This is a genomic window from Jutongia sp. (genome assembly GCF_057878315.1).
This window is the reverse complement of the sequence record NZ_DBLXSO010000006.1, coordinates 1-23,036: the sequence shown is the minus strand read 5'-3', so window position 1 is coordinate 23,036 and position 23,036 is coordinate 1. Positions and strand designations below refer to the sequence as shown.

At 48.1% G+C, this 23,036-nt stretch carries 18 protein-coding genes; all 18 read left to right on the top strand.

The window, feature by feature from the left end; all coding sequences use genetic code 11:
- Positions 1 to 129: 129 nt before the first annotated feature.
- The 18 genes from ACZLMD_RS02295 to ispH all read left to right on the top strand — a co-directional run bounded on the left by ACZLMD_RS02295 (position 130) and on the right by ispH (position 23,030).
- A complete protein-coding gene (locus ACZLMD_RS02295) occupies positions 130 to 921 on the top strand; it encodes a hypothetical protein (protein ID WP_022307125.1) in 792 nt (263 codons plus the stop codon).
- Positions 922 to 1,153: 232 nt separating this feature from the next.
- Positions 1,154 to 2,914, top strand: a complete 1,761-nt coding sequence (locus tag ACZLMD_RS02290) for an ammonium transporter (RefSeq protein WP_484107126.1) — start codon at positions 1,154 to 1,156, stop codon at positions 2,912 to 2,914.
- A 289-nt stretch (positions 2,915 to 3,203) separates the two neighbouring features.
- Positions 3,204 to 3,893 (top strand): response regulator transcription factor, encoded by a 690-nt coding sequence (locus ACZLMD_RS02285; RefSeq protein WP_022307127.1) that lies wholly within the window; start codon positions 3,204 to 3,206, stop codon positions 3,891 to 3,893.
- Positions 3,894 to 3,932: 39 nt separating this feature from the next.
- Entirely contained in the window at positions 3,933 to 7,148 is a 3,216-nt protein-coding gene (locus tag ACZLMD_RS02280) for a sensor histidine kinase (protein ID WP_489495056.1), read from the top strand.
- 248 nt (positions 7,149 to 7,396) lie between these two features.
- Entirely contained in the window at positions 7,397 to 8,599 is a 1,203-nt protein-coding gene (locus ACZLMD_RS02275) for an MBL fold metallo-hydrolase (protein WP_487601652.1), read from the top strand.
- Between the two features lie 111 nt (positions 8,600 to 8,710).
- Positions 8,711 to 10,168: a tRNA (N6-isopentenyl adenosine(37)-C2)-methylthiotransferase MiaB gene (gene miaB / locus ACZLMD_RS02270; protein ID WP_482522975.1), complete on the top strand. Its 1,458-nt coding sequence runs from the start codon at positions 8,711 to 8,713 to the stop codon at positions 10,166 to 10,168.
- Between the two features lie 69 nt (positions 10,169 to 10,237).
- Positions 10,238 to 11,278: a deoxyguanosinetriphosphate triphosphohydrolase gene (locus ACZLMD_RS02265; protein WP_022306275.1), complete on the top strand. Its 1,041-nt coding sequence runs from the start codon at positions 10,238 to 10,240 to the stop codon at positions 11,276 to 11,278.
- A gap of 91 nt (positions 11,279 to 11,369) precedes the next feature.
- Positions 11,370 to 13,148, top strand: coding sequence for a DNA primase (gene dnaG / locus ACZLMD_RS02260; RefSeq protein WP_489495055.1), 1,779 nt, complete (start codon positions 11,370 to 11,372; stop codon positions 13,146 to 13,148).
- Positions 13,149 to 13,187: 39 nt separating this feature from the next.
- Positions 13,188 to 14,573, top strand: a complete 1,386-nt coding sequence (rpoD, locus tag ACZLMD_RS02255) for an RNA polymerase sigma factor RpoD (RefSeq protein ID WP_455057134.1) — start codon at positions 13,188 to 13,190, stop codon at positions 14,571 to 14,573.
- The gene (locus tag ACZLMD_RS02250) at positions 14,570 to 15,283 is read left to right on the top strand and encodes a tRNA (adenine(22)-N(1))-methyltransferase (protein ID WP_489495054.1); all 714 of its coding nucleotides are present in this window, start codon (positions 14,570 to 14,572) and stop codon (positions 15,281 to 15,283) included. The genes rpoD and ACZLMD_RS02250 overlap by 4 nt, the downstream gene beginning before the upstream one ends.
- 3 nt (positions 15,284 to 15,286) lie before the next feature.
- Positions 15,287 to 16,939, top strand: coding sequence for a uridine kinase family protein (locus tag ACZLMD_RS02245; RefSeq protein ID WP_455057133.1), 1,653 nt, complete (start codon positions 15,287 to 15,289; stop codon positions 16,937 to 16,939).
- Between the two features lie 25 nt (positions 16,940 to 16,964).
- Positions 16,965 to 17,801 carry a bifunctional methylenetetrahydrofolate dehydrogenase/methenyltetrahydrofolate cyclohydrolase FolD gene (folD, locus tag ACZLMD_RS02240; RefSeq protein ID WP_482521493.1) on the top strand — a complete coding sequence of 279 codons (837 nt, stop codon included), beginning with the start codon at positions 16,965 to 16,967 and terminating at the stop codon, positions 17,799 to 17,801.
- A gap of 36 nt (positions 17,802 to 17,837) precedes the next feature.
- Positions 17,838 to 19,193: a 30S ribosomal protein S12 methylthiotransferase RimO gene (gene rimO / locus ACZLMD_RS02235; protein WP_482521492.1), complete on the top strand. Its 1,356-nt coding sequence runs from the start codon at positions 17,838 to 17,840 to the stop codon at positions 19,191 to 19,193.
- Positions 19,177 to 19,725, top strand: coding sequence for a CDP-diacylglycerol--glycerol-3-phosphate 3-phosphatidyltransferase (gene pgsA / locus ACZLMD_RS02230; protein ID WP_022306268.1), 549 nt, complete (start codon positions 19,177 to 19,179; stop codon positions 19,723 to 19,725). The genes rimO and pgsA overlap by 17 nt, the downstream gene beginning before the upstream one ends.
- Entirely contained in the window at positions 19,725 to 20,204 is a 480-nt protein-coding gene (locus tag ACZLMD_RS02225; protein ID WP_022306267.1) for a CinA family protein, read from the top strand. Before pgsA ends, ACZLMD_RS02225 begins: the two co-directional genes overlap by 1 nt.
- 4 nt (positions 20,205 to 20,208) lie before the next feature.
- Positions 20,209 to 21,444, top strand: coding sequence for a BaiN/RdsA family NAD(P)/FAD-dependent oxidoreductase (locus ACZLMD_RS02220; RefSeq protein WP_455057130.1), 1,236 nt, complete (start codon positions 20,209 to 20,211; stop codon positions 21,442 to 21,444).
- A gap of 40 nt (positions 21,445 to 21,484) precedes the next feature.
- Complete coding sequence (gene cmk, locus ACZLMD_RS02215) at positions 21,485 to 22,156, top strand: (d)CMP kinase (RefSeq protein WP_482522967.1); 672 nt, start codon at positions 21,485 to 21,487, stop codon at positions 22,154 to 22,156.
- Between the two features lie 25 nt (positions 22,157 to 22,181).
- Positions 22,182 to 23,030: a 4-hydroxy-3-methylbut-2-enyl diphosphate reductase gene (gene ispH / locus ACZLMD_RS02210; protein ID WP_489495053.1), complete on the top strand. Its 849-nt coding sequence runs from the start codon at positions 22,182 to 22,184 to the stop codon at positions 23,028 to 23,030.
- The last annotated feature ends 6 nt before the right edge of the window (positions 23,031 to 23,036 follow it).

Here is a 23,036-nt window from a genome sequence, read left to right as displayed (position 1 = left end):
TATTTTTGTATACTGTTAAGGTAAAAAATAACGAAATTATATGGTAGACAACGAAATTTGTACACTACAACGATAGCTTTGCATATTACAGCAAAGCCGGATAAAACAACGAAAGGTACAGGGGCATATATGGCAAGAATTTTTGATGATTCCGTAGAGGATGAAAAGAGCAAGGTGAAAAAGGACGGGCTGATCTATCAGCAGCGGAATGACACAGATTACAAAGCAGAGTACGAAAAATTGGACAGTAAGGGCAAGTTCCAGTTTTTTAAAGATTATTATCTGCAGACGATCGTTGTGATCGCTGTGCTGGTGATCGTTGGCGGTTACTACCTGTACGGTTCTCTGACAAAGCCTCAGACGGTATTGTATGTGGCGGTTTGCGATGACAATCTGGATGAGAAACAGGTGGAGAAGCTTGAAAAGGCGGTCGGCACCTATCTGGGACTTGACAATAAGCATGAGATCGTGACGATCAATACCGACTACAATTCTTCCAACGGTACGCTCAGTGAGCAGCTCCAGAGTTATATTTATGCGGGAACCTGTGATGTGGTGATCGCGCCGAAGAAAGGCTTTATGAGTTATGCATCTGCCGGATATTTTCTGGAGCCGGATACCTCGGATACGGTTGCGCTGTTTAAGGACTGGCCGGAGAAGAAACGTCTCTACTGTCCGGTTGTGGACGGAGAGCAGATCCGCGGTGAAAAGGATTTTGACACGACCAAGTACAATTTTGGAATTGAGATTTCCGGTTGTAAGAAGTATAAAGAACTCGAAGGTCTGGGGAAGTCAGCATATGCAGGCATTACAAATTCCTCCAAGAAACAGGAGGAAGCGGCTGCTTTTCTTAAGTTTTTGACCGATGATACTTTAAAAGATGGCGATGTGAATCCGGATTTTGCTGTGCAGAGCAAATAGACTTTCAATTCTTTTGTTACAGCCGAACAAAATTAAGCGCATGACTTTTTAAACTTTAATTCAGAAAGAAATGTCCTTAGTTCCTTGACAGATACATTTCAATGTATATAATTAAACACATGACAAAGGTGTCACGAAGCGAAATGCAGTCGTGGCACCTTTTTCTTTTCGTTACTTAACTGTAACATTCACATGTGAAAAGGAAAAAATGAAAACCAAGGAGGAATGTTATATGTCGAAAGAAGTAATTCAGTACATCAACGATAACCTGTATGGTGTATGGTATTTGATCGGTGCTGCATTGGTATTCTGGATGCAGGCCGGATTTGCCATGGTGGAGGCAGGTTTCACAAGAGCCAAGAACGCCGGTAACATTATTATGAAGAACCTGATGGATTTCTGTATTGGAACGTTTATGTTTTTCCTGATCGGTGCTTCACTTTTATTAGGAAACGATATGGGAGGATTTATTGGAAAGCTTGATTTCAGTATCTTCTCCGGTTATGGAAATTATAATTATTCCACATTCGTGTTTAACCTTGTATTTTGTGCCACAACAGCGACAATTGTTTCCGGTGCGATGGCAGAACGTACAAAATTCATTTCCTACTGTGTTTACTCCGCAGTAATCTCCGCGATCATCTATCCGGTAGAAGCACACTGGACCTGGGGCGGCGGCTTCCTCGCACAGATGGGCTTCCATGATTTTGCCGGTTCTAACTGTATTCACATGGTTGGCGGTGTCTGCGCACTGATCGGTGCCGCAATGCTTGGACCTCGAATCGGCAAGTTCAGCAAGAGAACCGGTAAGCCGCATGCGATTCCGGGACATAACCTGACAATCGGTGCACTCGGTGTATTTATCCTGTGGCTTGGCTGGTACGGCTTCAACGGTGCTGCAGCAACCTCTATTCCGGATCTTGGATCCATCTTCTTAACAACAACAGTAGCACCTGCAGTAGCAACCGTTGTATGCATGATCTTTACATGGATCAAATATGGTGCACCTGATGTTTCCATGTGTCTGAATGCATCTCTGGCAGGTCTGGTAGCGATCACAGCACCTTGTGATGTTACGGATTGTGCCGGTGCCGCAGTGATCGGTGCTGTAGCCGGACTGCTTGTTGTATTCGGTGTATGGCTGCTTGATTATGTATTAAAGATTGATGATCCGGTTGGTGCCGTAGCCGTACATATGATGAATGGTATCTGGGGTACGATCGCTGTTGGTCTTTTCGCAACAAAATCTGCACCTGGTTATCAGATTGCTTTGGATGGCGGTGCGATCAAGGGACAGGGTCTTTTCTATGGCGGCGGTTTCCATCAGCTTGGACTTCAGTTCGTCGGTATGTTCAGCACGATTGCATGGACAGCAGTCACGATCACGATCACATTCCTGATCATCAAGGCAACACTGGGACTGAGAGTATCCGAGGAGGAAGAGCTTGTCGGACTCGATGTCAAGGAGCATGGTCTTACTTCCGCATATGCAGACTTCATGCCTGCCGGCAACATGTTCTACTCAGCAGGAACAATGCCTGTACCAAAGAGCGGTCTTGCACCTGTTATTGAGAAGAGCAGCGATCATAAGCCTGCAATGAAGCCGATAGCGGATAAACCGGGTGATATGACCGAGAAATTTACCAAGATATCCATTATCTGTCAGCAGAATAAGTTTGATGAGCTGAAGGAAGCAATGAACCAGATCGGTGTCAACGGTATCACAGTAACACAGGTTATGGGCTGTGGTACACAGAAGGGTATTACAACAACCTATCGTGGTGCTGAACTGAGCGTAATGCTGATCCCTAAGGTTAAGGTGGAAGTCGTGATCAGCTCTGTTCCGATCGAAACGGTTATTGAGACAGCCAAGAGGGTACTTTATACCGGTCATTACGGAGATGGTAAGATCTTCGTATATGATGTTGAAAATGTGGTAAAGGTTCGTACCGGTGAAGAGGGCTTCGATGCTCTTCAGGATGCCACAGAATAAGCGTAAATAAAAGGGTGGTCTTTTCTAAAATTAAATTGTGTGTGATAAACTTGTAAATGATAAATGAGCCTTGGGGGCTGCTGTATCAGTGGATATGGCAGCCCTCTTTGTGTGGTATTGGAAAATGCCCGGAATGTCAGCCAAAATGGATTAAAGTGGAGAAGTCATTGGTTCTGTGTTAATATTAAAGAAATCTTAAGAATTTCATTCGGTGGACTTAAAAAAGATGATTTATGATAAATAATGTAAAGCAGCAAAGGTACCGGACCGGTACGGGAAAGAGGACAAAATGCAGACGATACTTGTATGTGACGATGATAAGGAAATTGTGGAGGCAATTCAGATCTATCTGGAGCAGGAGGGCTATGAGGTGCTTACCGCCTACGATGGAATGCAGGCACTGGCACAGATCAGACAGAACCGGATCGATCTTCTGGTGATCGATGTCATGATGCCGAAGTTGGACGGCATCCATGCAACGATGAAGATCCGGGAGGAGAGTAAGGTTCCGGTGATCATTATCTCCGCCAAATCCGAGGATGCCGACAAGATCCTGGGACTAAACATCGGCGCCGACGATTATGTGACAAAGCCATTTAATCCTCTGGAGCTTGTGGCAAGAGTCAAATCACAGCTCAGGCGGTATGACATGATGAGCGAGGATAAGCCATCAGGGGGAATGACATATCGGCTTGGAGGTCTGGAGATGGACGACGAGCGTAAGCAGGTGTACATGGACGGACAGTTGATCAAGATGACGCCGCTTGAGTACAATATTCTTTTGCTGCTGATGAAGCATCCCGGAAAGGTCTTTTCCAGCCGGCAGATATACGAGAGCATCTGGAACGAGGACGGCTATGCTGCAGAAAATACAGTGGCAGTACATATTCGTCATATCCGTGAGAAGATTGAGATCGATCCGAAGGAGCCTCGTTATCTGAAGGTTGTGTGGGGTGTGGGGTATAAGCTGGAAGGATAGACGGTTTACAGTCTTTCAGACAGAAAGGAATGTAGGGATATGAAGAGCAGGAATAATGAGGGAAATGAACAAAAGAAAAAACAACATGGGAAAACAAATGGTAAAAAGATGATTTCGGTAGTCCTTACCCTGCTTCTGGCGGTGTCCACGATCGCAGCATCGTTTTCAGGAGTAAATTATATCGGGGCGAGATCGACTATGGATCAGCTTTCCGGGAAAAACAACATTTCGGAGAAAGGAAAACTGGAGGAGAGTTTGGAATTTCAGCGGATCACGGATGGCTATCTGCAGGCATTAAAGCTTTATCTGACCATTCGATGTATGGGGAGCGCGGATGGAAGCCTTTATACCGGAAAGCTGTCGGATATGCCGTTTTTAAAGACAGGCGGTGGATCTGATACAAAGGTTCTTACGGTGCAGGAGACGGCGGAGCTTGGTGGACATAACTACGACTATTCCGGTTATTTTAAGAATTTCCAGAACGGCTTCGGGGATTATTCGATCCAGAATATCAGTATTGACAAGCTTGCATCAACGATTTTTTCGTTGAAAGATGAATATTTTGCAGGTGGCAAATGGGACAGCCGCACCTTGTATTATACTGTGGCATCCGGCAAAAATCCGACGAAAAAGCAGTGGAAAAAGGTGATGGCAGAGTCCGGACGTGTTGCCACCAACAAGCTGTATGACGGACAGGAGACACTCCTGCCGAGTCTGCAGAAGGAGAGTGGAAGAAAAACAGAAACCGTGATGGTGCCATTTGAAAAGGCAGCACAGAAGGTTCCGTTGAAATCCTCTTATGCAAAATGGCTGAATCAGGCGTATCCGGGGTATGCAAGCGGATGGCTTTTGTATCAGTCGGCACTTGCCTGTGAAAATAATTTTGAAGGGACAGGCGAGGACGGTGTTCCGTATGAAGCATACCGCAGTGCTGTAATGGCAGACTATAAGAAGGCGTATGGCGTGGGAGATATGTACGAGATTGAAGGCGATCACGTTGTCAATCAGGATGGTCTTGTGTATATTTTCGGACAGACCGATGCGGATCATGTTGTCAAGATGAATGAACAGGATACCCTGTATTACAAAGGAGGAACAAGTTCCTTTACCCTGAAGAATTTTTTCTGGGATCCAAATGCTTATTATGAAAATGTCAGTAATGACGATGATTGGTATGTGTACGAGAAAAGCTTAAAGGACTATGCGGCTGATCTGAAGAAGACCGCAGAAAATAAGATGGGACATACAGCGTATTATCCATGGGTAAGCAAGATGAAAAAGCCGTTGTGTAATGAGGCGGCCGCTGCAGATATGGCGCAGTTTTGCTTAAGCTTTGGAAGTGCCCTTGAAAAATTTCTGGAGGAGTCCGGTTTTTGGTACAGTGTTTCAATGATTTCCTCAGCAGATGGAGATACGCTTTCAAGTAAAAACGTACATTGGAACAATATGGCGTCACAGATCCAGCATAATCTGAATCAGGATGTCAAGGATATCGACTGTTCGTTTGCAGCTTATGATGCCAGGGGAGAGGTGTACAGCAGCAACTGGTTCTGCGAGGGCTTTCACAATTCCGGTAATCTGAAGGAATTTCTGGCGAAGCTGATCAAGCCGTGCAAGAATGCGGTGATCATGGTGGGCTATAACACCGATGAAATGCTTACTGCCGGAAAGAACAGCGTGGTTGCAAAATGGGCGGTAACCTTCAAACAGGAACAGCAGCAATATCGTCAGGCAAAGGCTGTGGTGGAAGAAAATGTGATCGCTCTGATTGTCAGTGTATTGCTTATGATCGTTGCATTTATGGGGCTTGTGCTATCAATGAGCCGTGTGGCGCCGGAAACAGAAGGGGAGAGTGAAAAGAAAAGAACTATTCCGGCGGAAGTTTTTGCAGTGGTCGGAGTGGCAGGTCTGATACTGATCTGTGGAGCGGTTGAAAAGCTCATGCATCTTTCCAAGTGGGAACAGAACATGGAGAAGATTGATATCGTAGAAGATTTCAGTGTTGCAAGACCGTTGTATTCCGTTGGAATCGCTATCTTGGCAATGCTCGTGATGGCAGCCGGTTTTGAACTTTTGCGGCGGTTACGGCAGAACAGACTGGCACAGAACAGTATTTTGTGCTGGTGTGGAAGGAAAGGAAAAGCGGGCGGAGTTATTCTCATGGATGGAAGCCGTCTGTTTCTGGAGAAATATAAGGATGCAAAGGCAACGCTTCGATACGGAAGTGTGATGATCATTTATCTGATTTTGTGGATCTTTGTGTGGATCTGCTGCATCAGTATGATCCTTGGCTATGGCGGAGTGCTTGAGAAACTTACCCTGTTTATTGCATTGCCGCTGCTTTTGATCGTTGGAGAATATGCTCTTGCAAAGACAATGTTTTCGGCGATCGCCGATGAAAAGATCCGTGAGGGTGCGCTAAAGATCGCGCAGGGGGATATCATGCACCGGATCGAACTGCCGGAAAAGGCAGGAAAGGATCAGAAAGAGTTGGCAGATACGATCAATCATATCCGTCAGGGACTGGAAAGTGCCGTTGATGAATCTGTTCGCAGTGAGCGGATGAAAACGGAACTGATCACCAATGTGTCACACGACATCAAGACACCGCTGACCTCTGTGATCAATTATGTGGATCTTTTGAAGAGAGAGCATATTGGCAATGAAAGGGTGCAGGAGTATCTGGATATATTAGATCGTAAATCACTCCGCTTAAAGGAACTGATCGAGGATCTGGTGGAGGCATCCAAAGCGTCCTCCGGAACCATTGATCTTCAGATTACCACTTTAAATTTCGGGGAGTTAGTTAATCAGACAAACGGAGAATTTGAGGAGAAATTTGCAAAGGCAGGTCTGACTCTTGTTGCTGATGTTTCGGAGAAACCGATCTGTTTTCAGGGGGACGGAAGACGGGTATTCCGGATCCTGGAAAACCTTTACGGCAACGTAACAAAATACGCACTGGAGGGAACAAGGGTATACGTAACACTGTCCCAAAAAGAGGACAGTGTTACGGGAGAGTTTCAGGCAGTATTTTCCATTAAAAATATTTCAAGAGACCAGTTAACGATCACACCACAGGAGCTGACAGAGAGGTTTGTACGGGGCGATGAATCCAGAACAACTGACGGAAGCGGACTGGGTCTCTATATCGCAAGCAATCTGACGGAGCTGATGGGAGGAATGTTTGAGATCCATATGGATGGAGATCTGTTCAGTGTTACCGTATCCTTTCCGGCTGAAAAACGCGAATAAGTGGTCACAGCTTCGCGGTTTTGTCAAATATCCCGAGGCAAAAATCTATATTCATTCCCAGGAGACATAAGAAATAGTATGGGCGCAATTGAATAATCAGAATGCGAAGTTTGAGTCATTAAGCCTTCTCAAAATTAATGAAATAAACAGTGTAAAGAACCACTCTTTTCATGGTTTGGAATCTGTGATACACTAAAAATGTATGATAGATCTGAATAAAGGAGAGTGGTTTTTTGCGTACAAAAGGAATGAAAAAATTTATAATCGGCCTTCTTATGGCAGCGATGCTGATCGGAGGCGTAAATGGTTTTAACAGCGATAATAACGGCGGGGCTTTGCCGGTTGAAAAGCAACAGACGGTACAGGAGGATACCGGCAGCATTCAGAAGGCTTTCGCAGCAGGAAAGTCCACGATGAAGGTGCATTATATTGACGTGGGACAGGGAAGCGCCGTGCTTGTGCAGTCGGGCTCGCATTTTATGCTGGTCGACGGTGGAGACAGGGATGCCTCTTCCAAGGTGGTCAGCTATCTGAAACGCCAGAAGGTCAAGAAGTTAGATTATGTGGTGGTGAGTCATTATGATGCCGACCATCTCAATGGAGTCGTGGGTGCACTCAATGTATTTCCGGTAAAACGAGTGATCGCACCGGATTATACGACGGATTCCAGAGTATATCAGTCCTACTGCAACATTATTGCACAGAAGAAGATTGCAACGACACGCCCGAAGGTGGGGGCAAAGTATTCTCTTGGCAAGGCGAAGTTTACGATCCTTGCGCCGAACCGCAGCAGCTATACGAATGAGAATGATTATTCGGTTGCCTTAAAGCTGGTCAATGGAAGAAACCGCTTTGTGATTACGGGTGATGCGGAGACGGAGAGTGAGTATGAGATGCTTGCCGGTAAACAGAGCCTGTCCTGTGATGTCTATATGGCAGGACACCATGGCAGTGCCAACGCATCGTCGGAGAAGTTCTTACAGGCGATGAAACCGAAGTATACCGTGATAAGCTGTGGCGCGGACAATAAATACGGTCATCCGGCGCAGGGTGCCATGAGTCGTTTTAAAGCGATCGGTACAAAGATATTCCGTACCGATCAGCAGGGGACGATCATTGCGACAAGCAACGGAAGCAGTATCAAATGGAACAAAAGTCCGAGCAGACTCTGGTCATACAGAGAGTACGGAAGCAGCAGTCTGATCGCAGCCGACGGCTCGAAAAGCCAGATCTCAGGCAGTAAGAATACCTCAGGAGGAACCACAGCGCAGGGAAGTGCGCCGGCGCTTGCCAAGGGACAGAAATATATTGGAAACATCAATTCCAAAAAGTTCCATCTGCCGAGCTGCAGAGGTCTTCCTTATGAGAAGAACCGTGTGTATTTTAAGAGCATCGCGGCGGCACATAAGGCGGGATACTCTCCGTGCGGACTTTGTCATCCGGAGGGCTGAAGTGTGTACTTTTGACTATTTGCGGGGCATATGCTATCATAAAATATATATGCCCTTCGGGGTTGATAAGGAATTGAGAAAAGGAGTACAGAACCTGTGGACAGAATAGAAATGACAAAAATCGTTGAGTCAATGGACATGACCGTGGCACCGCCGGAGAAGGAGCCGGAGCGCCAGTATTATTTCATCCGTAAGCTGCAGCTTTGGATGGAGGATAAGAAGCGTGAGCTGGGCAGACCGTTGACTGCGTGTGTGACAACCTTCGGCTGCCAGATGAATGCGAGAGATTCCGAGAAGATTCTTGGCATTCTGCAGATGATCGGCTACGAGGAGACAGATCAGGAGGAAGCAGATCTGGTGCTTTACAATACCTGTACCGTGCGTGAGAATGCAAATCTCAAGGTGTACGGTCACTTGGGACAGCTCAAGCGTTACAAGAAAAAGAACCCGGAGATGCTGACGATGCTCTGCGGCTGCATGATGCAGGAGCAGACGGTCGTGGATAAGATCAAAACAAGCTACCGCAACGTAGATATCATCTTTGGAACCCATAATATTTTCAAGTTCGCGGAGCTTTTGGCGATGCGTGTATTTGATACCTCTGCCAAAAAGCGTATGATCGTCGATGTCTGGAAGGACACGGATGCGATCGTGGAGGAGCTTCCGATCGAGAGAAAGTATTCCTTTAAGAGTGGTGTAAATATTATGTTTGGCTGCAATAACTTCTGCAGCTATTGTATCGTTCCGTATGTACGCGGAAGAGAGCGGAGCCGTGAGCCGGAGGAGATCATCCGTGAGATCAGGGAGCTTGTGGCGGATGGCGTGGTAGAGATCATGCTGCTTGGTCAGAATGTGAATTCCTACGGGAAGAATCTGGAGCATCCGGTGACATTTGCGCAGCTTCTAAAGCAGGTGGATGAGATCGAGGGACTTCAGAGGATCCGTTTTATGACTTCCCATCCGAAGGATCTGTCGGATGAGCTGATCGATGTGATGGCACATTCCCAAAAGGTCTGCAGACAGCTTCATCTGCCGCTGCAGTCCGGAAGCAGCAGACTGTTAAAGATCATGAACCGTCATTATACGAAGGAGAGCTATCTGGAGTTAGTGGCTAAGATCAAAAAGGCAATGCCGGATATTGCGCTGACAACCGATATTATTGTAGGATTTCCGGGGGAGACCGAACAGGATTTTAAAGATACTATGGATGTCATAGAGAAGGTGCAGTATGACAGCGCCTTTACCTTTATATACAGCAAACGTACCGGTACACCGGCGGCAGCAATGGAGGATCAGGTGCCGGAGGAGGTTGTGAAGGAACGCTTTGACCGTCTCCTTAAGAGAGTGCAGGAGATCTCAGCCGAGAAGACGCAGGCGGGAGCCGGTGTGGTGGAGGATGTTCTTGTAGAGGATGTCAATAAGCAGGAGACCGGATATGTGACAGGAAGAACTGCGAGAAATTATCTGGTACATTTTCCGGGAGATGCATCCCTGATCGGAACAATCGTTCCGGTCCGTCTCTGCGAGAGTAAGGGGTTTTATTATTATGGAAAGCAGTGTGAACAGTAGTAAACCGTCATGAGGGACGGTGGGGCGCATCTGCATCGTTCCGGCGGTCTGTGAAAGAAAGGTGTTTGTATGGAGCAGGAAAGAAATCTTCGACAGAGACAGGAACAAAGGGAGCATGAGATATTAAGTGCGCATGCCGGTTTTGCAGATGAGACCCGCGGAAGAGACCGGCCGGAAGAGCAGTGTGATATCCGCACGGATTATCAGAGAGACAGGGACCGCATCCTTCACAGTAAGGCATTCCGGCGTTTAAAGCAGAAGACCCAGGTTTTTCTGGCACCGGAGGGAGATCACTACCGGACGCGCATGACTCATACATTGGAGGTTGCACAGAATGCAAGAACCATCGCCAGAGCGCTGCAGCTCAATGAGGATCTTACGGAGGCAATCGCACTTGGACATGATCTGGGCCATACACCGTTTGGTCACGCGGGGGAGAGAGCATTGAACCGGATCACGAAGGATATGGGAGGTTTCCGGCACAATGAGCAGAGCGTGCGTGTGGTGGAACGTCTCGAGAAGGACGGTATGGGACTGAATCTGACCTGGGAAGTGCGGGACGGTATCCTGAATCATCAGACCAGCCTGACGCCGGCAACACTGGAGGGTAAGATCGTGCGTCTCTCGGATAAGATCGCCTATATCAATTCCGATATTGACGATTCGATCCGCGCCGGGATCATTAAGGAAGAGGAGATTCCATACTGGCTGACGGATGTGTTGGGTCACAGCACGAATCACCGTCTCAACACACTGGTTCACGATATTGTCCGCAACAGCGAAGGAAAGGATGATATCTGTATGTCGCCGGAGGTGGAGAAAGCAATGTTTTCCCTGCGCAGCTATATGTATGAGAATGTCTATACCAACCCCGCTGCCAAAAGCGAAGAGAAAAAGGTAGAAACGCTGATCGAGCAGCTTTATGATTATTACATACATCATACGGAGGAGCTTCCAAGTGAGTTTTCGGCACTGATCCTTCTCGGAGAGACGTCGGAGCGTGCGGTCTGCGATTTTATTGCCTGTATGAGTGACCGTTATATGGTTAATCTGTACAAGGATCTGATGATCCCGAAGGCATGGAGTCTGGTCGGAACAGAACATCGTTAAAATAAAAAAAGGAAAAATAAAATCTTTGTCGAATAACTAATATAGTGGTTTGCGCTGTATTAGTTATTTTGATTTAGAAAGAGGTGAGACAATGCCGTGGTATTCCGAAGAACAGATCGAAGAGGTACGGTCGCGCAGTGATATTGTCAGCGTGATCGGCAGGTACGTCCGGCTGAAGCGGGCAGGCAGCGGATATACGGGATTGTGTCCGTTTCATAATGAGAAGACGCCGTCCTTCCATGTGAATCCGGCAAGGCAGATGTACAAGTGCTTTGGCTGCGGCGTGGGGGGCAATGTACTGACCTTTGTGATGGAATATGAGAATCTCACCTTCCCGGAGGCAATGGAAATGCTGGCACAGGAGAACGGCATTGAGCTGCCGAAGCAGGAGCTGACAGCGCAGCAAAAGCAGCAGGAAAGTCTCAGACAGACGCTGCTTGAGATCAATAAGAAGGCGGCACGGTATTATTTTGCATTACTCAAGTCGCCGAGAGGAAAGCCCGGCTATGATTATCTGACAGGGAGAGGCTTGAGCGATGAGACGATCCTTCACTTTGGACTCGGATATGCCGGGCAGGGCGGAGGAGAGCTGTACCAGTACATGAAAAAGGAAGGCTACAGCGACAGCGTGCTCAAGGAGACCGGGTTATTTAAGATGGACGAGCGTGGTGCGTATGACAAGTTCTGGAACAGAGTCATGTTCCCGATCATGGATGCGAACAACCGTGTCATCGGATTTGGCGGTCGTGTGATGGGAGATGCCAAGCCGAAGTACCTTAACTCTCCGGAGACAAAGATCTTCGATAAGAGCCGCAATCTGTTTGGTCTTAATTACGCCAAGCGAGGAAAGCGCAGCAATATGATCCTCTGCGAGGGTTATATGGATGTGATCGCGCTGCATCAGGCGGGCTTTACCAATGCCGTGGCATCTCTTGGAACGGCATTTACCGAGCAGCAGGCGAATCTGATCCGGCGCTACACCGATGAGGTGCTTTTAACCTACGACAGTGACGGTGCCGGGATCAAGGCGGCGATGCGTGCAATCCCGATGCTGCGCCGGGCGGGGATCACCGGAAAGGTGATCCACATGGAACCCTATAAGGATCCGGATGAGTTTATTAAGAATCTTGGAGCGGAGGAATTTGAAAAGCGCATGGAGGAAGCACAGAACAGCTTTTTCTTCGAGATCGAGGTCATCAAGAAGAATTATTCCATGAGCGATCCCGAGCAGAAGACGAAATTCATCCATGAGACAGCCAGGAAGCTTCTTATTTTCGAGGATAAGATCCAGAGAGACAACTATCTGGAAGCTGTGGCGGCAAGGTACAACATTAAGACAGAGGATCTAAGACAGCTTGTGGTGCGTTACGGCAATCAGATGCCCTCGGGCTATCAGGAGGTTATGGAGGAGCGGCAGCAGGAACGGATCCGTAAAGGAAAGAAAAAGGAAACAAGAGAAGGGATCAGCTATTCCTATCGTCTGCTGTTGTCCTGGCTGATCGAGGAGCCAAAGCTTTTTGTGCAGATCCGCGAGTGGGTCAAACCGGAGGATTTTGAGGAGGGGCTTTACCGGACTGTGGCAAAGGAGCTTTACGATCAGCTGGATCGGGGAGATCTGGAGCCGGCAAGGATCATCGGTCATTTCGAAGAGGTTGAGGATCAGAACAAGGTAGCGTCCATGTTCCAGACAAGCTTTGGCAGTAAGATTGAGAACGATGAAAAGAAAAAGGCGATCACAGACCTGATCTTAAAGATCAAGGAACACAGCATAGAACGGCAGGCGGGTCAGATCACGGATCTGAACGAGCTGCAGAAACTGGTGCAACAAAAGAAAATGCTGCAAGGTGCAGTAAATCTGCATATTTCATAAATAATTGGAAAAATTATAGGTAAGAAAGGAAGGTATCGTATGGCAACAGAGAAAAAGCAGGCAACAAAAACGGCAGAGACTAAGGAGGAAACCATGAAGAAATCTACCGTCGAAAAAGCTGCTGAAGGTACTACTTCTGTGGATAGTGGGAAAAAGACGACCAAAAAGACAACAAAAACAACCACCAAAACAACCAAGAAGGCAGAGTCTAAGACCAAGAAGGCGGCTGCAGACGGTGAAAAGAAAACTGTCAAAAAGACGTCAAAGTCCAAGACAAAGGGAGCTGGCGAGGACAAAAAGGACGAGAACCATGAGGTGAAATTCATCGAGAAGCTGAATGCACTTAAAGAGCTGGCACACACCAAAAAGAACGTATTGGAGTATCAGGAGATCAACAACTTCTTCGGTGATATGGAGTTGGACGAGGAGAAGATGGAAAAGATCATCGAGTATCTTGAAAATAACGGCATTGATGTGTTCCAGATCTCTGATGATAAGGACGATGTGGATGATGACATTATTCTTGGTATGGAAGCAGGCGGCGAAGGTGATGAGGAGGATATTGAAAATATCGATCTGTCCGTGCCGGACGGCGTCAGTATTGAGGATCCGGTTCGTATGTATCTGAAGGAGATCGGAAAGGTACCGCTTCTGTCAGCGGATGAAGAGGTAGAGCTTGCAAAGCGCATGGAGGAGGGAGATGCCGAAGCCAAGAAGAAGCTTGCGGAGGCAAACCTTCGTCTGGTAGTAAGTATCGCCAAACGTTATGTAGGACGTGGAATGCTGTTCCTTGACCTGATCCAGGAGGGTAACCTCGGACTGATCAAGGCAGTGGAGAAGTTTGATTATAAGAAGGGCTATAAGTTTAGTACCTATGCGACATGGTGGATTCGCCAGGCGATCACGCGCGCGATCGCAGATCAGGCGAGAACCATTCGTATTCCGGTTCATATGGTAGAGACGATCAACAAGTTTGTCCGCGTACAGAGACAGCTTTTGCAGGAGCTTGGAAGAGAACCGTATCCGGAGGAGATCGCAGAACATATGAATATGCCGGTTGACCGTGTCCGGGAGATCCAGAAGATCTCTCTTGAACCGGTATCGTTAGAGACACCGATCGGTGAGGAGGAGGACAGTCATCTTGGAGACTTTATCCAGGATGAGAATGTGCCAGTACCCGCAGAGGCAGCAGCATTTACTCTTCTTCGTGAGCAGCTTGAGGAAGTGCTTGGCACATTGACAGAGCGTGAACAGAAGGTACTTAAGCTTCGTTTTGGTCTGGAGGATGGACGTTCCCGTACACTTGAGGAAGTAGGACGCGAGTTTGAGGTAACAAGAGAGCGTATCCGTCAGATCGAGGCAAAGGCACTTCGGAAGCTCAGACATCCGAGCCGCAGCCGCAAGCTGAAGGATTATCTCGATTGATCAAGCTGTCAAAACGGCTGCAGACAGTGGCACACCAGGTGGAATGTGGCGGTGTGGCTGCGGACATTGGCTGTGACCATGGATTTACGTCAATTTATCTGATCGAACAGGGGCTTGCAAAGCATGTGATCGCTATGGATATTAATGAAGGACCGTTAGAACGGGCAAAGGAGCATATCCGCGAATATGGCATGGAAGAGGACATAGAGACGAGACTGTCTGACGGAACCGCAAAGCTTGCGCCCGGTGAGGCAGATACACTGCTTATCAGCGGGATGGGCGGAGCCCTGATCTGCAAGATCCTTTCGGATTCACCGGAGGTGACTGCCCGGGCGAAGGAGCTGGTGCTGTCGCCACAGTCCGAGTGGGCGATGACGCGTCATTATCTTCTGGAGCATGGTTTTATGATCCAAAGAGAGGAGATGGTGTTTGATCAGGGAAAATATTATCTGATCCTGCGTGCAGTGCCCGGCAGACAGAAATTTTCCGATGAACTGGAATATATGTATGGACAATATCTGCCGGAGCATGGGGACGAGTGCCTTCTTTCTTATCTGCAAAAAGAAGAGCAGCGGATCCGGAAGATCTTAAAGGGTATGGAAGGAAAGCAGTTATCCGGGCAGGCAGCGGCACAGAGGGAAGAACTGAACCGGGAGCTGGAATGCGTTCAGCGCACCGGGACACTTTGCCGGAACAGAAAGGAAGGGTGACTTATGGTGAAGGTAATTGTAGACGGGGAAGTAAAAACCTGCGAAAAGGGAACTACATATTTACAGATCGCAAAGGATTTTCAGCAGAATTATGAGCATGATATTATCCTTGCGAAGCGGGGGGAGAAGCTGTTAGAACTGAACAAAAAGGTTCATAAAGACGAGGAGATCACGTTCCTGACAACAGCGAGTGACAGTGGCTATAAAACGTATGTGCGTGGTGTGACGCTGCTTATGCTGCGCAGCTTTTACCATATTGCAAGGAACCGGGGACTTGAAAATGTTTTTGTCAAGCATACGCTTGGTGATCATATTTACTGTGAGGCAGAGGGAATCGCGGTGACCGATGAGCTGCTTTCAGAAGTCGAGGCTTTTATGCATGAGCTTGTACAGAAGGATCTGGTATTCCAAAAGAAATCCGTCAGCACTGCAGATGCCGTAGATATTTTTGATCAGTACGGCATGCACGATAAGAAGAAGCTGTTTGAATACCGCCGTGTTTCCAAGGTCAACATTTATAATCTGGATGGCTTTGAGGATTATTACTATGGATATATGCCGGCTTCGACGGGTATCCTGAAGTATTTCGGATTAAAGTCCTATGACAAGGGCTTTCTGATATGTCTGCCGGGACGTAAGAACCCGGAGGAGGTTTCGCCGGTCAGAGAGAGTCCGAAGCTTTTTGCAACGCTGCAGGAGGCGAGCGAATGGGGGCGCATGATGGAGGTTGACACCGTCGGTGCGTTAAATGATGTGATCTCCCATGGTGGGATCACGGATCTGATCCTGGTGCAGGAGGCGCTGCAGGAGAAGAAGATCGCTGAGATTGCAGAACAGATCGCTGTCGATGACAGCAAGAAGTTCGTCATGATCGCAGGACCGTCTTCCTCCGGAAAGACTTCGTTTTCACACCGGTTGTCGATCCAACTTCGCACGCATGGCTTAAAGCCGCATACGATCGCATTGGATAACTATTTTAAGGATCGCAAGGATACGCCGCTTGATGAGGATGGCAATTATAACTTTGAGTGCCTTGAGGCGATCGACACAAAGCAGTTTAATGAGGATATGACGGCTCTGCTCGAGGGAAAACGCGTAGAGCTTCCGGAGTTTAATTTCCTGCTTGGCAAGAGAGAATACAACGGAGACTACCGGCAGTTAGGTCCGGATGACATTCTGGTTATTGAGGGAATCCACGGACTTAACGAGAAGATGTCGTATTCCCTTCCGAAGGAGAGTAAGTTTAAGATCTACATCAGTGCGCTGACACAGTTAAATATTGATGAGCATAACAGGATCTCTACCACGGACGGCAGACTGATCCGCCGTATGGTGCGCGATGCACGGACAAGAGGAGCATCCGCAAAGCATACGATCAGCATGTGGCCTTCTGTACGGCGCGGAGAGGATCAGTATATTTTCCCGTTCCAGGAGGAGGCAGATGTGATGTTTAATTCTGCACTGATCTACGAGCTTGCGGTATTAAAGCCGTATGCGGAATCCATTTTGTTTGGCATTCCGAAGGATGTGCCGGAATATGTGGAAGCAAAACGCCTTCTGAAGTTCCTGGATTATTTTATCGGTGTCAGCACAGAGGAGATTCCAAAGAACTCCCTGATGAGAGAATTTGTAGGCGGAAGTATATTCCGCGTATAGAACATATATAGAAAAGAGGATAAACATGGCAAAATTAATCGATGGCAAGAAGATCTCAGGAGAGATCAAGGATGAGTTAAAGGAAAAGGTAGCACAGTTAAAGGAGCAGGGTATTGAGGTGACTCTCGCCGTGATCCAGGTGGGCAATGACCCGGCATCTACCGTATATGTTGGCAATAAGAAGAAGGCGTGTGCTTATATCGGCATCCGTTCTCTGGCTTATGAGCTGCCGGAGGAGACAACTCAGGAGGAGCTTTTAGCACTGGTACGTGAGCTCAATGACAGAAAGGATGTCAACGGGATTCTGGTACAGCTACCGCTGCCGGCACATATTGATGAAGATACCGTGATCCGTACGATCGCACCCAAGAAGGATGTGGACGGCTTCCATCCGCAGAGCGTTGGTCTGTTAAGCATTGGACAGAAGGGCTTCGTATCCTGTACACCGGCGGGGATTATTCAGCTTCTCAAGCGCTCCGGCATTGAGATCGACGGCAGGGAATGTGTTGTTGTCGGACGAAGCAATATCGTTGGAAAGCCGATGGCAATGCTACTGATCCGTGAAAACGGAACCGTGACCGTATGCCACTCCCATACAAAGGATCTGAAGGAGGTCACAAGAAGAGCGGACATTCTTGTTGTTGCGATCGGAAAACGCCAGTTTATTACGGCGGATTATGTCAAGGAGGGCGCGACCGTCATCGATGTCGGAATGCACCGCAAGGAAGACGGAAAGCTCTGCGGCGACGTTGATTTTGATTCCGTGGAGCCTGTAGCAGGTGCGATCACACCGGTACCGGGCGGTGTTGGTCCGATGACGATTGCGATGCTGATGAACAATTGCGTTTCATCCGTAGAGTAATTGCGGGAATACATGAGAAATGGAGAATAATGTAACATGAATATATTTTTTGTGTCTCTTGGCTGCGATAAGAATCTGGTGGACAGTGAGATGATGATCACCTCCCTGCGCAAGGATGGATTCACGATCACAGACCGGGAAGAGGATGCAGAGATCATTGTGGTAAACACCTGTTGTTTCATTGGTGATGCCAAGGAGGAGAGCATCAATACTCTGCTTGAGATGGCAGCGTACAAGGAGGATGGGAAATGCCGCCTTCTTGTGGCGGCGGGCTGTCTGGCACAGCGGTATCATGAGGAGATCCGGACCGAGATCCCGGAGGTGGATGTGATCATCGGCACGATGGGATACGAGGAGATGGGAACGACACTTCGCGGTGCACTCGAGGAAAAGGGTGTTGTGGAGAGCATCCGGAGTATTGACTATCTGCCGACTCCGCTGACGGACAGAGACAATACCTCCGGCGGAAGCTATGCGTATCTGAAGATCGCAGAGGGCTGCGACAAATGCTGCACCTACTGTATTATCCCGAAGGTGCGCGGTCACTACCGGAGCGTTCCGATGGACAATCTCATCAAACAGGCACGGCATCTGACGGAGAACGGTGTGAAGGAGCTGATCCTTGTTGCACAGGAGACGACGCTGTACGGAACAGATCTGTATGGCAGGAAAAGCCTTCCGGAGCTTTTGGAGAAGCTTTCCGAGGTGGAGGAGCTTCGCTGGATCCGCATTCTTTACTGTTATCCGGAGGAGATCACCGATGAATTGATCGATGCGATGAAGCGTCTGCCGAAGGTGTGTCATTATCTGGATATTCCGATCCAGCACGGGGCTGATACGATCCTTAAGAAAATGGGACGCCGGACAGACCGTGCACAGCTTACCCGGATGGTAGGTAAGCTTCGTACAGAGATTCCGGATATTGCGCTTCGTACCACGCTGATCACCGGCTTTCCGGGAGAGACAGAGGAAGATTTCGAGGAGATGAAGGAGTTTGTCCGGCAGATGCGTTTTGAGCGTCTCGGTGTATTTACCTATTCGCAGGAGGAGGATACGCCGGCGGCTGAGATGGAGAATCAGATTCCGGAGGAGATAAAGGAAGAACGCAGAGATATTATTATGGCAATGCAGCAGGAGATCGCCTTTGAAAACAATGAATCGCGGATCGGCGAGGAGATGGATGTGATGATCGAGGGCTATCTTCCGGACGATGATATCTATGTGGGCAGAAGCTACATGGATGCGCCGGATGTGGACGGCTTTGTGTTCCTGTCGACAAGCTGGCATTTAGAGACCGGCGATTATGTGAGAGCACGCATTGTGCAGGCGCAGGGATATGATCTGATAGGAGAAGTAATAGAGGAGGAAGACGAAGATGAACTTACCAAATAAGATAACGATGTTTCGTGTGATTTTAATTCCGTTTTTTGTATTTTTCATGCTCTCGGAGGGGATTCCGTACAATAATTATATTGCGGCAGCCATCTTTATCGTGGCGAGCCTGACAGATATGTTAGACGGCAAGATTGCCCGTAAGTACAATCTGGTTTCCAACTTCGGTAAATTTATGGATCCGCTGGCAGACAAGCTTTTGGTCTGCTCCGCACTGATCTGTTTCGTGGCAATTCCATCCGGTCCGATGCCTGCATGGGTTGTTATCGTGATCATGTCGAGAGAATTTATCATCAGCGGTTTCCGCCTTGTAGCATCTGACGCAGGTGTTGTGATTGCGGCAAGCTACTGGGGAAAGATCAAGACGGTTGTGCAGATGTTAATGTCGATCCTTTTGATCTTCAATTTTGAGGGTAGTGTGATCAATATTGTGGAGAATGTATTTATCTATGCGGCAGTGATCCTTACAGTCATCTCGCTGATCGACTACATGGTCAAGAACTGGAACGTTATGCAGGATGGTAATATGTAATGGAAACAACAAGACAACTGATCGAACAATTAAGACAGCATCAATTTCATATCAGTACCGCAGAATCCTGCACAGGCGGTATGATCGCCTCTATGCTTGTGGGTGTATCCGGTGCCTCTGAGGTCTTTGAGGAAGGTTATGTTACATACTCTAATGAGGTCAAGATCAAAAATCTCGGGGTGTCTGCAGAGACGATCCGCAAATATACGGTTGTCAGCGGACCGGTTGCCGAAGAGATGGCAAAGGGAGCAGCTGACCGTTCCGGTGCTGCGCTTGCACTGTCTACGACAGGTTATGCGGGACCGGATGACGGAGAGGACGGAACGCCGGCAGGAACGGTATATATCGGCGTGTACTGCTGTGGAGCGGTCAAAAGCGCGCACTGTCATTTTAAGGGAGACAGAAACGAAGTACGCCGGCAGGCAGCACGGGAAGCACTGCGGCTTGCACTGGAGGCTCTTGAAGAGCGGAATGGATGAGAATATGAGTGAGATAATGATTATCGGTGGCGGTGCAGCCGGAATGATGTGTGCCATCGCCGCGGCAGACGCCGGGCATCAAGTGACGTTACTTGAGAAGAATGAAAAGCTTGGCAAAAAGGTGTTTATCACCGGAAAGGGACGCTGTAATATCACCAACGACAGCGATGTGGAGAACCTGCTGCAGCATACGATGCGCAATCCACGTTTTCTGTACAGTGCCTTTTATACTTTTGACAGCAGCCGGATGATGGAGTTTCTTATCGAAGAGGGATTAAAGATCAAAACAGAACGTGGAAACAGAGTATTTCCACAGTCGGATCATTCCTCCGATGTGATAAGAACGCTGGAGCGGGCAATGAAAAAGCGCGGTGTCACGATCTGTTTGAATACAACCGTGACAGATATTCTGGTGACGGACGGACAGTGTCGTGGCGTGGAGGTAAAGGATGCCTCCGGAAGGAAGAAGGAGCTTGTGGCAGATGCCGTGGTGACGGCAACGGGCGGTGTGTCCTATGCGTCGACGGGTTCGACCGGAGACGGACTTCGTTTTGCAGGAAAGCTTGGTCATAAGGTGACGGACGTAATGCCGTCGCTTGTTCCGTTTGAGATCAGAGAGGATTTCTGCCGGCAGATGCAGGGGCTCTCCCTGAAAAATGTTTCCCTGAAGCTGACAAAGGGCAGGAAGATTTTATATGAAGAGCTGGGAGAAATGATATTTACGCATTTCGGCATCAGCGGTCCTCTTGTACTGACCGCAAGCTGTTATTATACCAAACCGGAGGATGACCTTACGGTGCATCTGGATCTGAAGCCGGCACTCAGTGAAAAGCAGTTGGACGAACGGATCTTACGGGACTTTGGTGCCAACAAGAACAGCTATTTTAAGAACAGCTTAAATAAGCTGCTTCCTTCCAAGATGATCCCGGTCATCGTAGAGCTTTCCGGAATTGCACCGGATAAGCCGGTCAACGAAGTGACCAAGGAGGAGCGAAGAAAGCTGGTGGCACTTCTTAAGAATGTGGAAATGCATATTTCCGGGCTGCGCGGCTTCTCGGAGGCGATTGTTACAAGAGGCGGCGTTTCCGTGAAGGATGTAGATCCGGGAACCATGGAATCCAAAAAGGTCAGAGGGCTTTATTTTGCAGGAGAGGTGTTAGACCTCGATGCGGTGACCGGAGGATATAATCTGCAGATTGCCTGGTCAACCGGATACCTTGCAGGCATTTCAATACAGTAATAAACGGCATGATTGCCGTAATTTATAGAAGAGTGAGGATATGAACATGAAAAGTATAGCAATCGACGGACCGGCTGGTGCCGGCAAGAGCACGATCGCCAGAAAAGTGGCAGAAAAATTATCATTTATCTATGTAGATACCGGAGCAATGTACCGTTCCATGGCACTTTATTTTATCCGCCATGATATTGCGGCACAGGACGAGGAAAAGATTGCGGCGGCCTGCCCGGATATTGATGTTTCTATCGTTTATCAGGATGGGGAGCAGCAGGTGATCTTAAACGGGGAGAATGTCAATGGTCTGATCCGTACCGAACAGGTCAGCATGATGACTTCTGACACATCAAAGTATCCGGTTGTCCGTGAGAAGCTTCTGAGTCTGCAGCGCGGACTGGCAGAGAAGGAAAATGTCATTATGGACGGAAGGGATATCGGAACCTGTGTCCTTCCGAATGCCGATGTCAAGATCTATCTGACGGCAAGTGCAGCGGAGCGCGCAAGAAGAAGATATAAGGAGCAGACAGAGCGCGGCGTTGACTGCGATATCAAGGAGATCGAGAGGGATATCATTGCGAGGGATGAGCAGGATATGAACCGTGAGGTGGCACCGCTTCGTCAGGCAGAGGACGCTGTATTGGTGGATTCCTCTGACATGACGATCGATCAAGTGGTTGACGAGATCATCCGCATCTATCAGGAGAAGACAGTCTGAAGCAAAGAACCGGGGAGGAAATACGATGGAAGTCACAGTGGCAAAAAGCGCGGGATTCTGCTTTGGTGTCAAACGCGCCATTGATACCGTATATCAGGAGATCGAAAAGGGTGAGCAGGTATTTACCTTAGGACCGATCATTCATAACGAGCAGGTGGTACAGGAGCTGGCAGACAAGGGAGTCAGAGTGATTCATTCTCTCGAGGAACTTGCCGATATAAAAGAAGGAACGGTGGTCATCCGTTCCCACGGGGTATCCGAAAAGGTTATCCGGCAGTTGGAGAAGTATGATATTAAGATCGTAGATGCGACCTGTCCATTCGTCAGCAAGATACACCGCATTGTGCAGGAAAAGTACCGGGAAGGATACCGGATTGTCATTATCGGCAGCAGGACACACCCGGAAGTGGAGGGCATCAACGGATGGTGCGAGGACAGCGCGGCAGTTCTCGAGACGGTCGATGAGGCGGAAAGTTTTCGTCCTGATCCACAAAAAAAGCTGTGTATTGTATCACAAACGACTTTTAATTACAAGAAATTTAAAGATATGGTTGCTATTTTTGAAAAAAAGAGTTATGATATACTTGTTATGAATACAATTTGCAACGCTACCGAAGAGCGTCAGACTGAAGCAGGTACTATTGCAAGGCAATCCGACGCGATGTTGGTGATAGGTGGAAAACACAGCTCGAACACCCAGAAACTGTATGAAATCTGCAGCAAAGAGTGTCCGAACACATATTTTATACAGACACTTGACGACCTGAATTTGGAACTATTTCAATCTTTTCGTAGCGTGGGTATTACTGCCGGGGCATCAACCCCAAATAATATTATTAAGGAGGTTCAAGCTAATGTCAGACATGAACAATGACTTTGA

Coding starts and splice junctions, on each gene's coding strand:
- ACZLMD_RS02285 (WP_022307127.1), top strand. CDS start 3,204: ATGCAGACGATACTTGTATGTGACGATGATAAGGAAATTGTGGAGGCA.
- folD (WP_482521493.1), top strand. CDS start 16,965: ATGGCAAAATTAATCGATGGCAAGAAGATCTCAGGAGAGATCAAGGAT.
- ACZLMD_RS02220 (WP_455057130.1), top strand. CDS start 20,209: ATGAGTGAGATAATGATTATCGGTGGCGGTGCAGCCGGAATGATGTGT.
- ACZLMD_RS02295 (WP_022307125.1), top strand. CDS start 130: ATGGCAAGAATTTTTGATGATTCCGTAGAGGATGAAAAGAGCAAGGTG.
- ACZLMD_RS02290 (WP_484107126.1), top strand. CDS start 1,154: ATGTCGAAAGAAGTAATTCAGTACATCAACGATAACCTGTATGGTGTA.
- ACZLMD_RS02280 (WP_489495056.1), top strand. CDS start 3,933: ATGAAGAGCAGGAATAATGAGGGAAATGAACAAAAGAAAAAACAACAT.
- rimO (WP_482521492.1), top strand. CDS start 17,838: ATGAATATATTTTTTGTGTCTCTTGGCTGCGATAAGAATCTGGTGGAC.
- miaB (WP_482522975.1), top strand. CDS start 8,711: ATGACAAAAATCGTTGAGTCAATGGACATGACCGTGGCACCGCCGGAG.
- ACZLMD_RS02265 (WP_022306275.1), top strand. CDS start 10,238: ATGGAGCAGGAAAGAAATCTTCGACAGAGACAGGAACAAAGGGAGCAT.
- ispH (WP_489495053.1), top strand. CDS start 22,182: ATGGAAGTCACAGTGGCAAAAAGCGCGGGATTCTGCTTTGGTGTCAAA.
- cmk (WP_482522967.1), top strand. CDS start 21,485: ATGAACATGAAAAGTATAGCAATCGACGGACCGGCTGGTGCCGGCAAG.
- ACZLMD_RS02225 (WP_022306267.1), top strand. CDS start 19,725: ATGGAAACAACAAGACAACTGATCGAACAATTAAGACAGCATCAATTT.
- ACZLMD_RS02275 (WP_487601652.1), top strand. CDS start 7,397: ATGAAAAAATTTATAATCGGCCTTCTTATGGCAGCGATGCTGATCGGA.
- ACZLMD_RS02245 (WP_455057133.1), top strand. CDS start 15,287: ATGGTGAAGGTAATTGTAGACGGGGAAGTAAAAACCTGCGAAAAGGGA.
- dnaG (WP_489495055.1), top strand. CDS start 11,370: ATGCCGTGGTATTCCGAAGAACAGATCGAAGAGGTACGGTCGCGCAGT.
- rpoD (WP_455057134.1), top strand. CDS start 13,188: ATGGCAACAGAGAAAAAGCAGGCAACAAAAACGGCAGAGACTAAGGAG.
- pgsA (WP_022306268.1), top strand. CDS start 19,177: ATGAACTTACCAAATAAGATAACGATGTTTCGTGTGATTTTAATTCCG.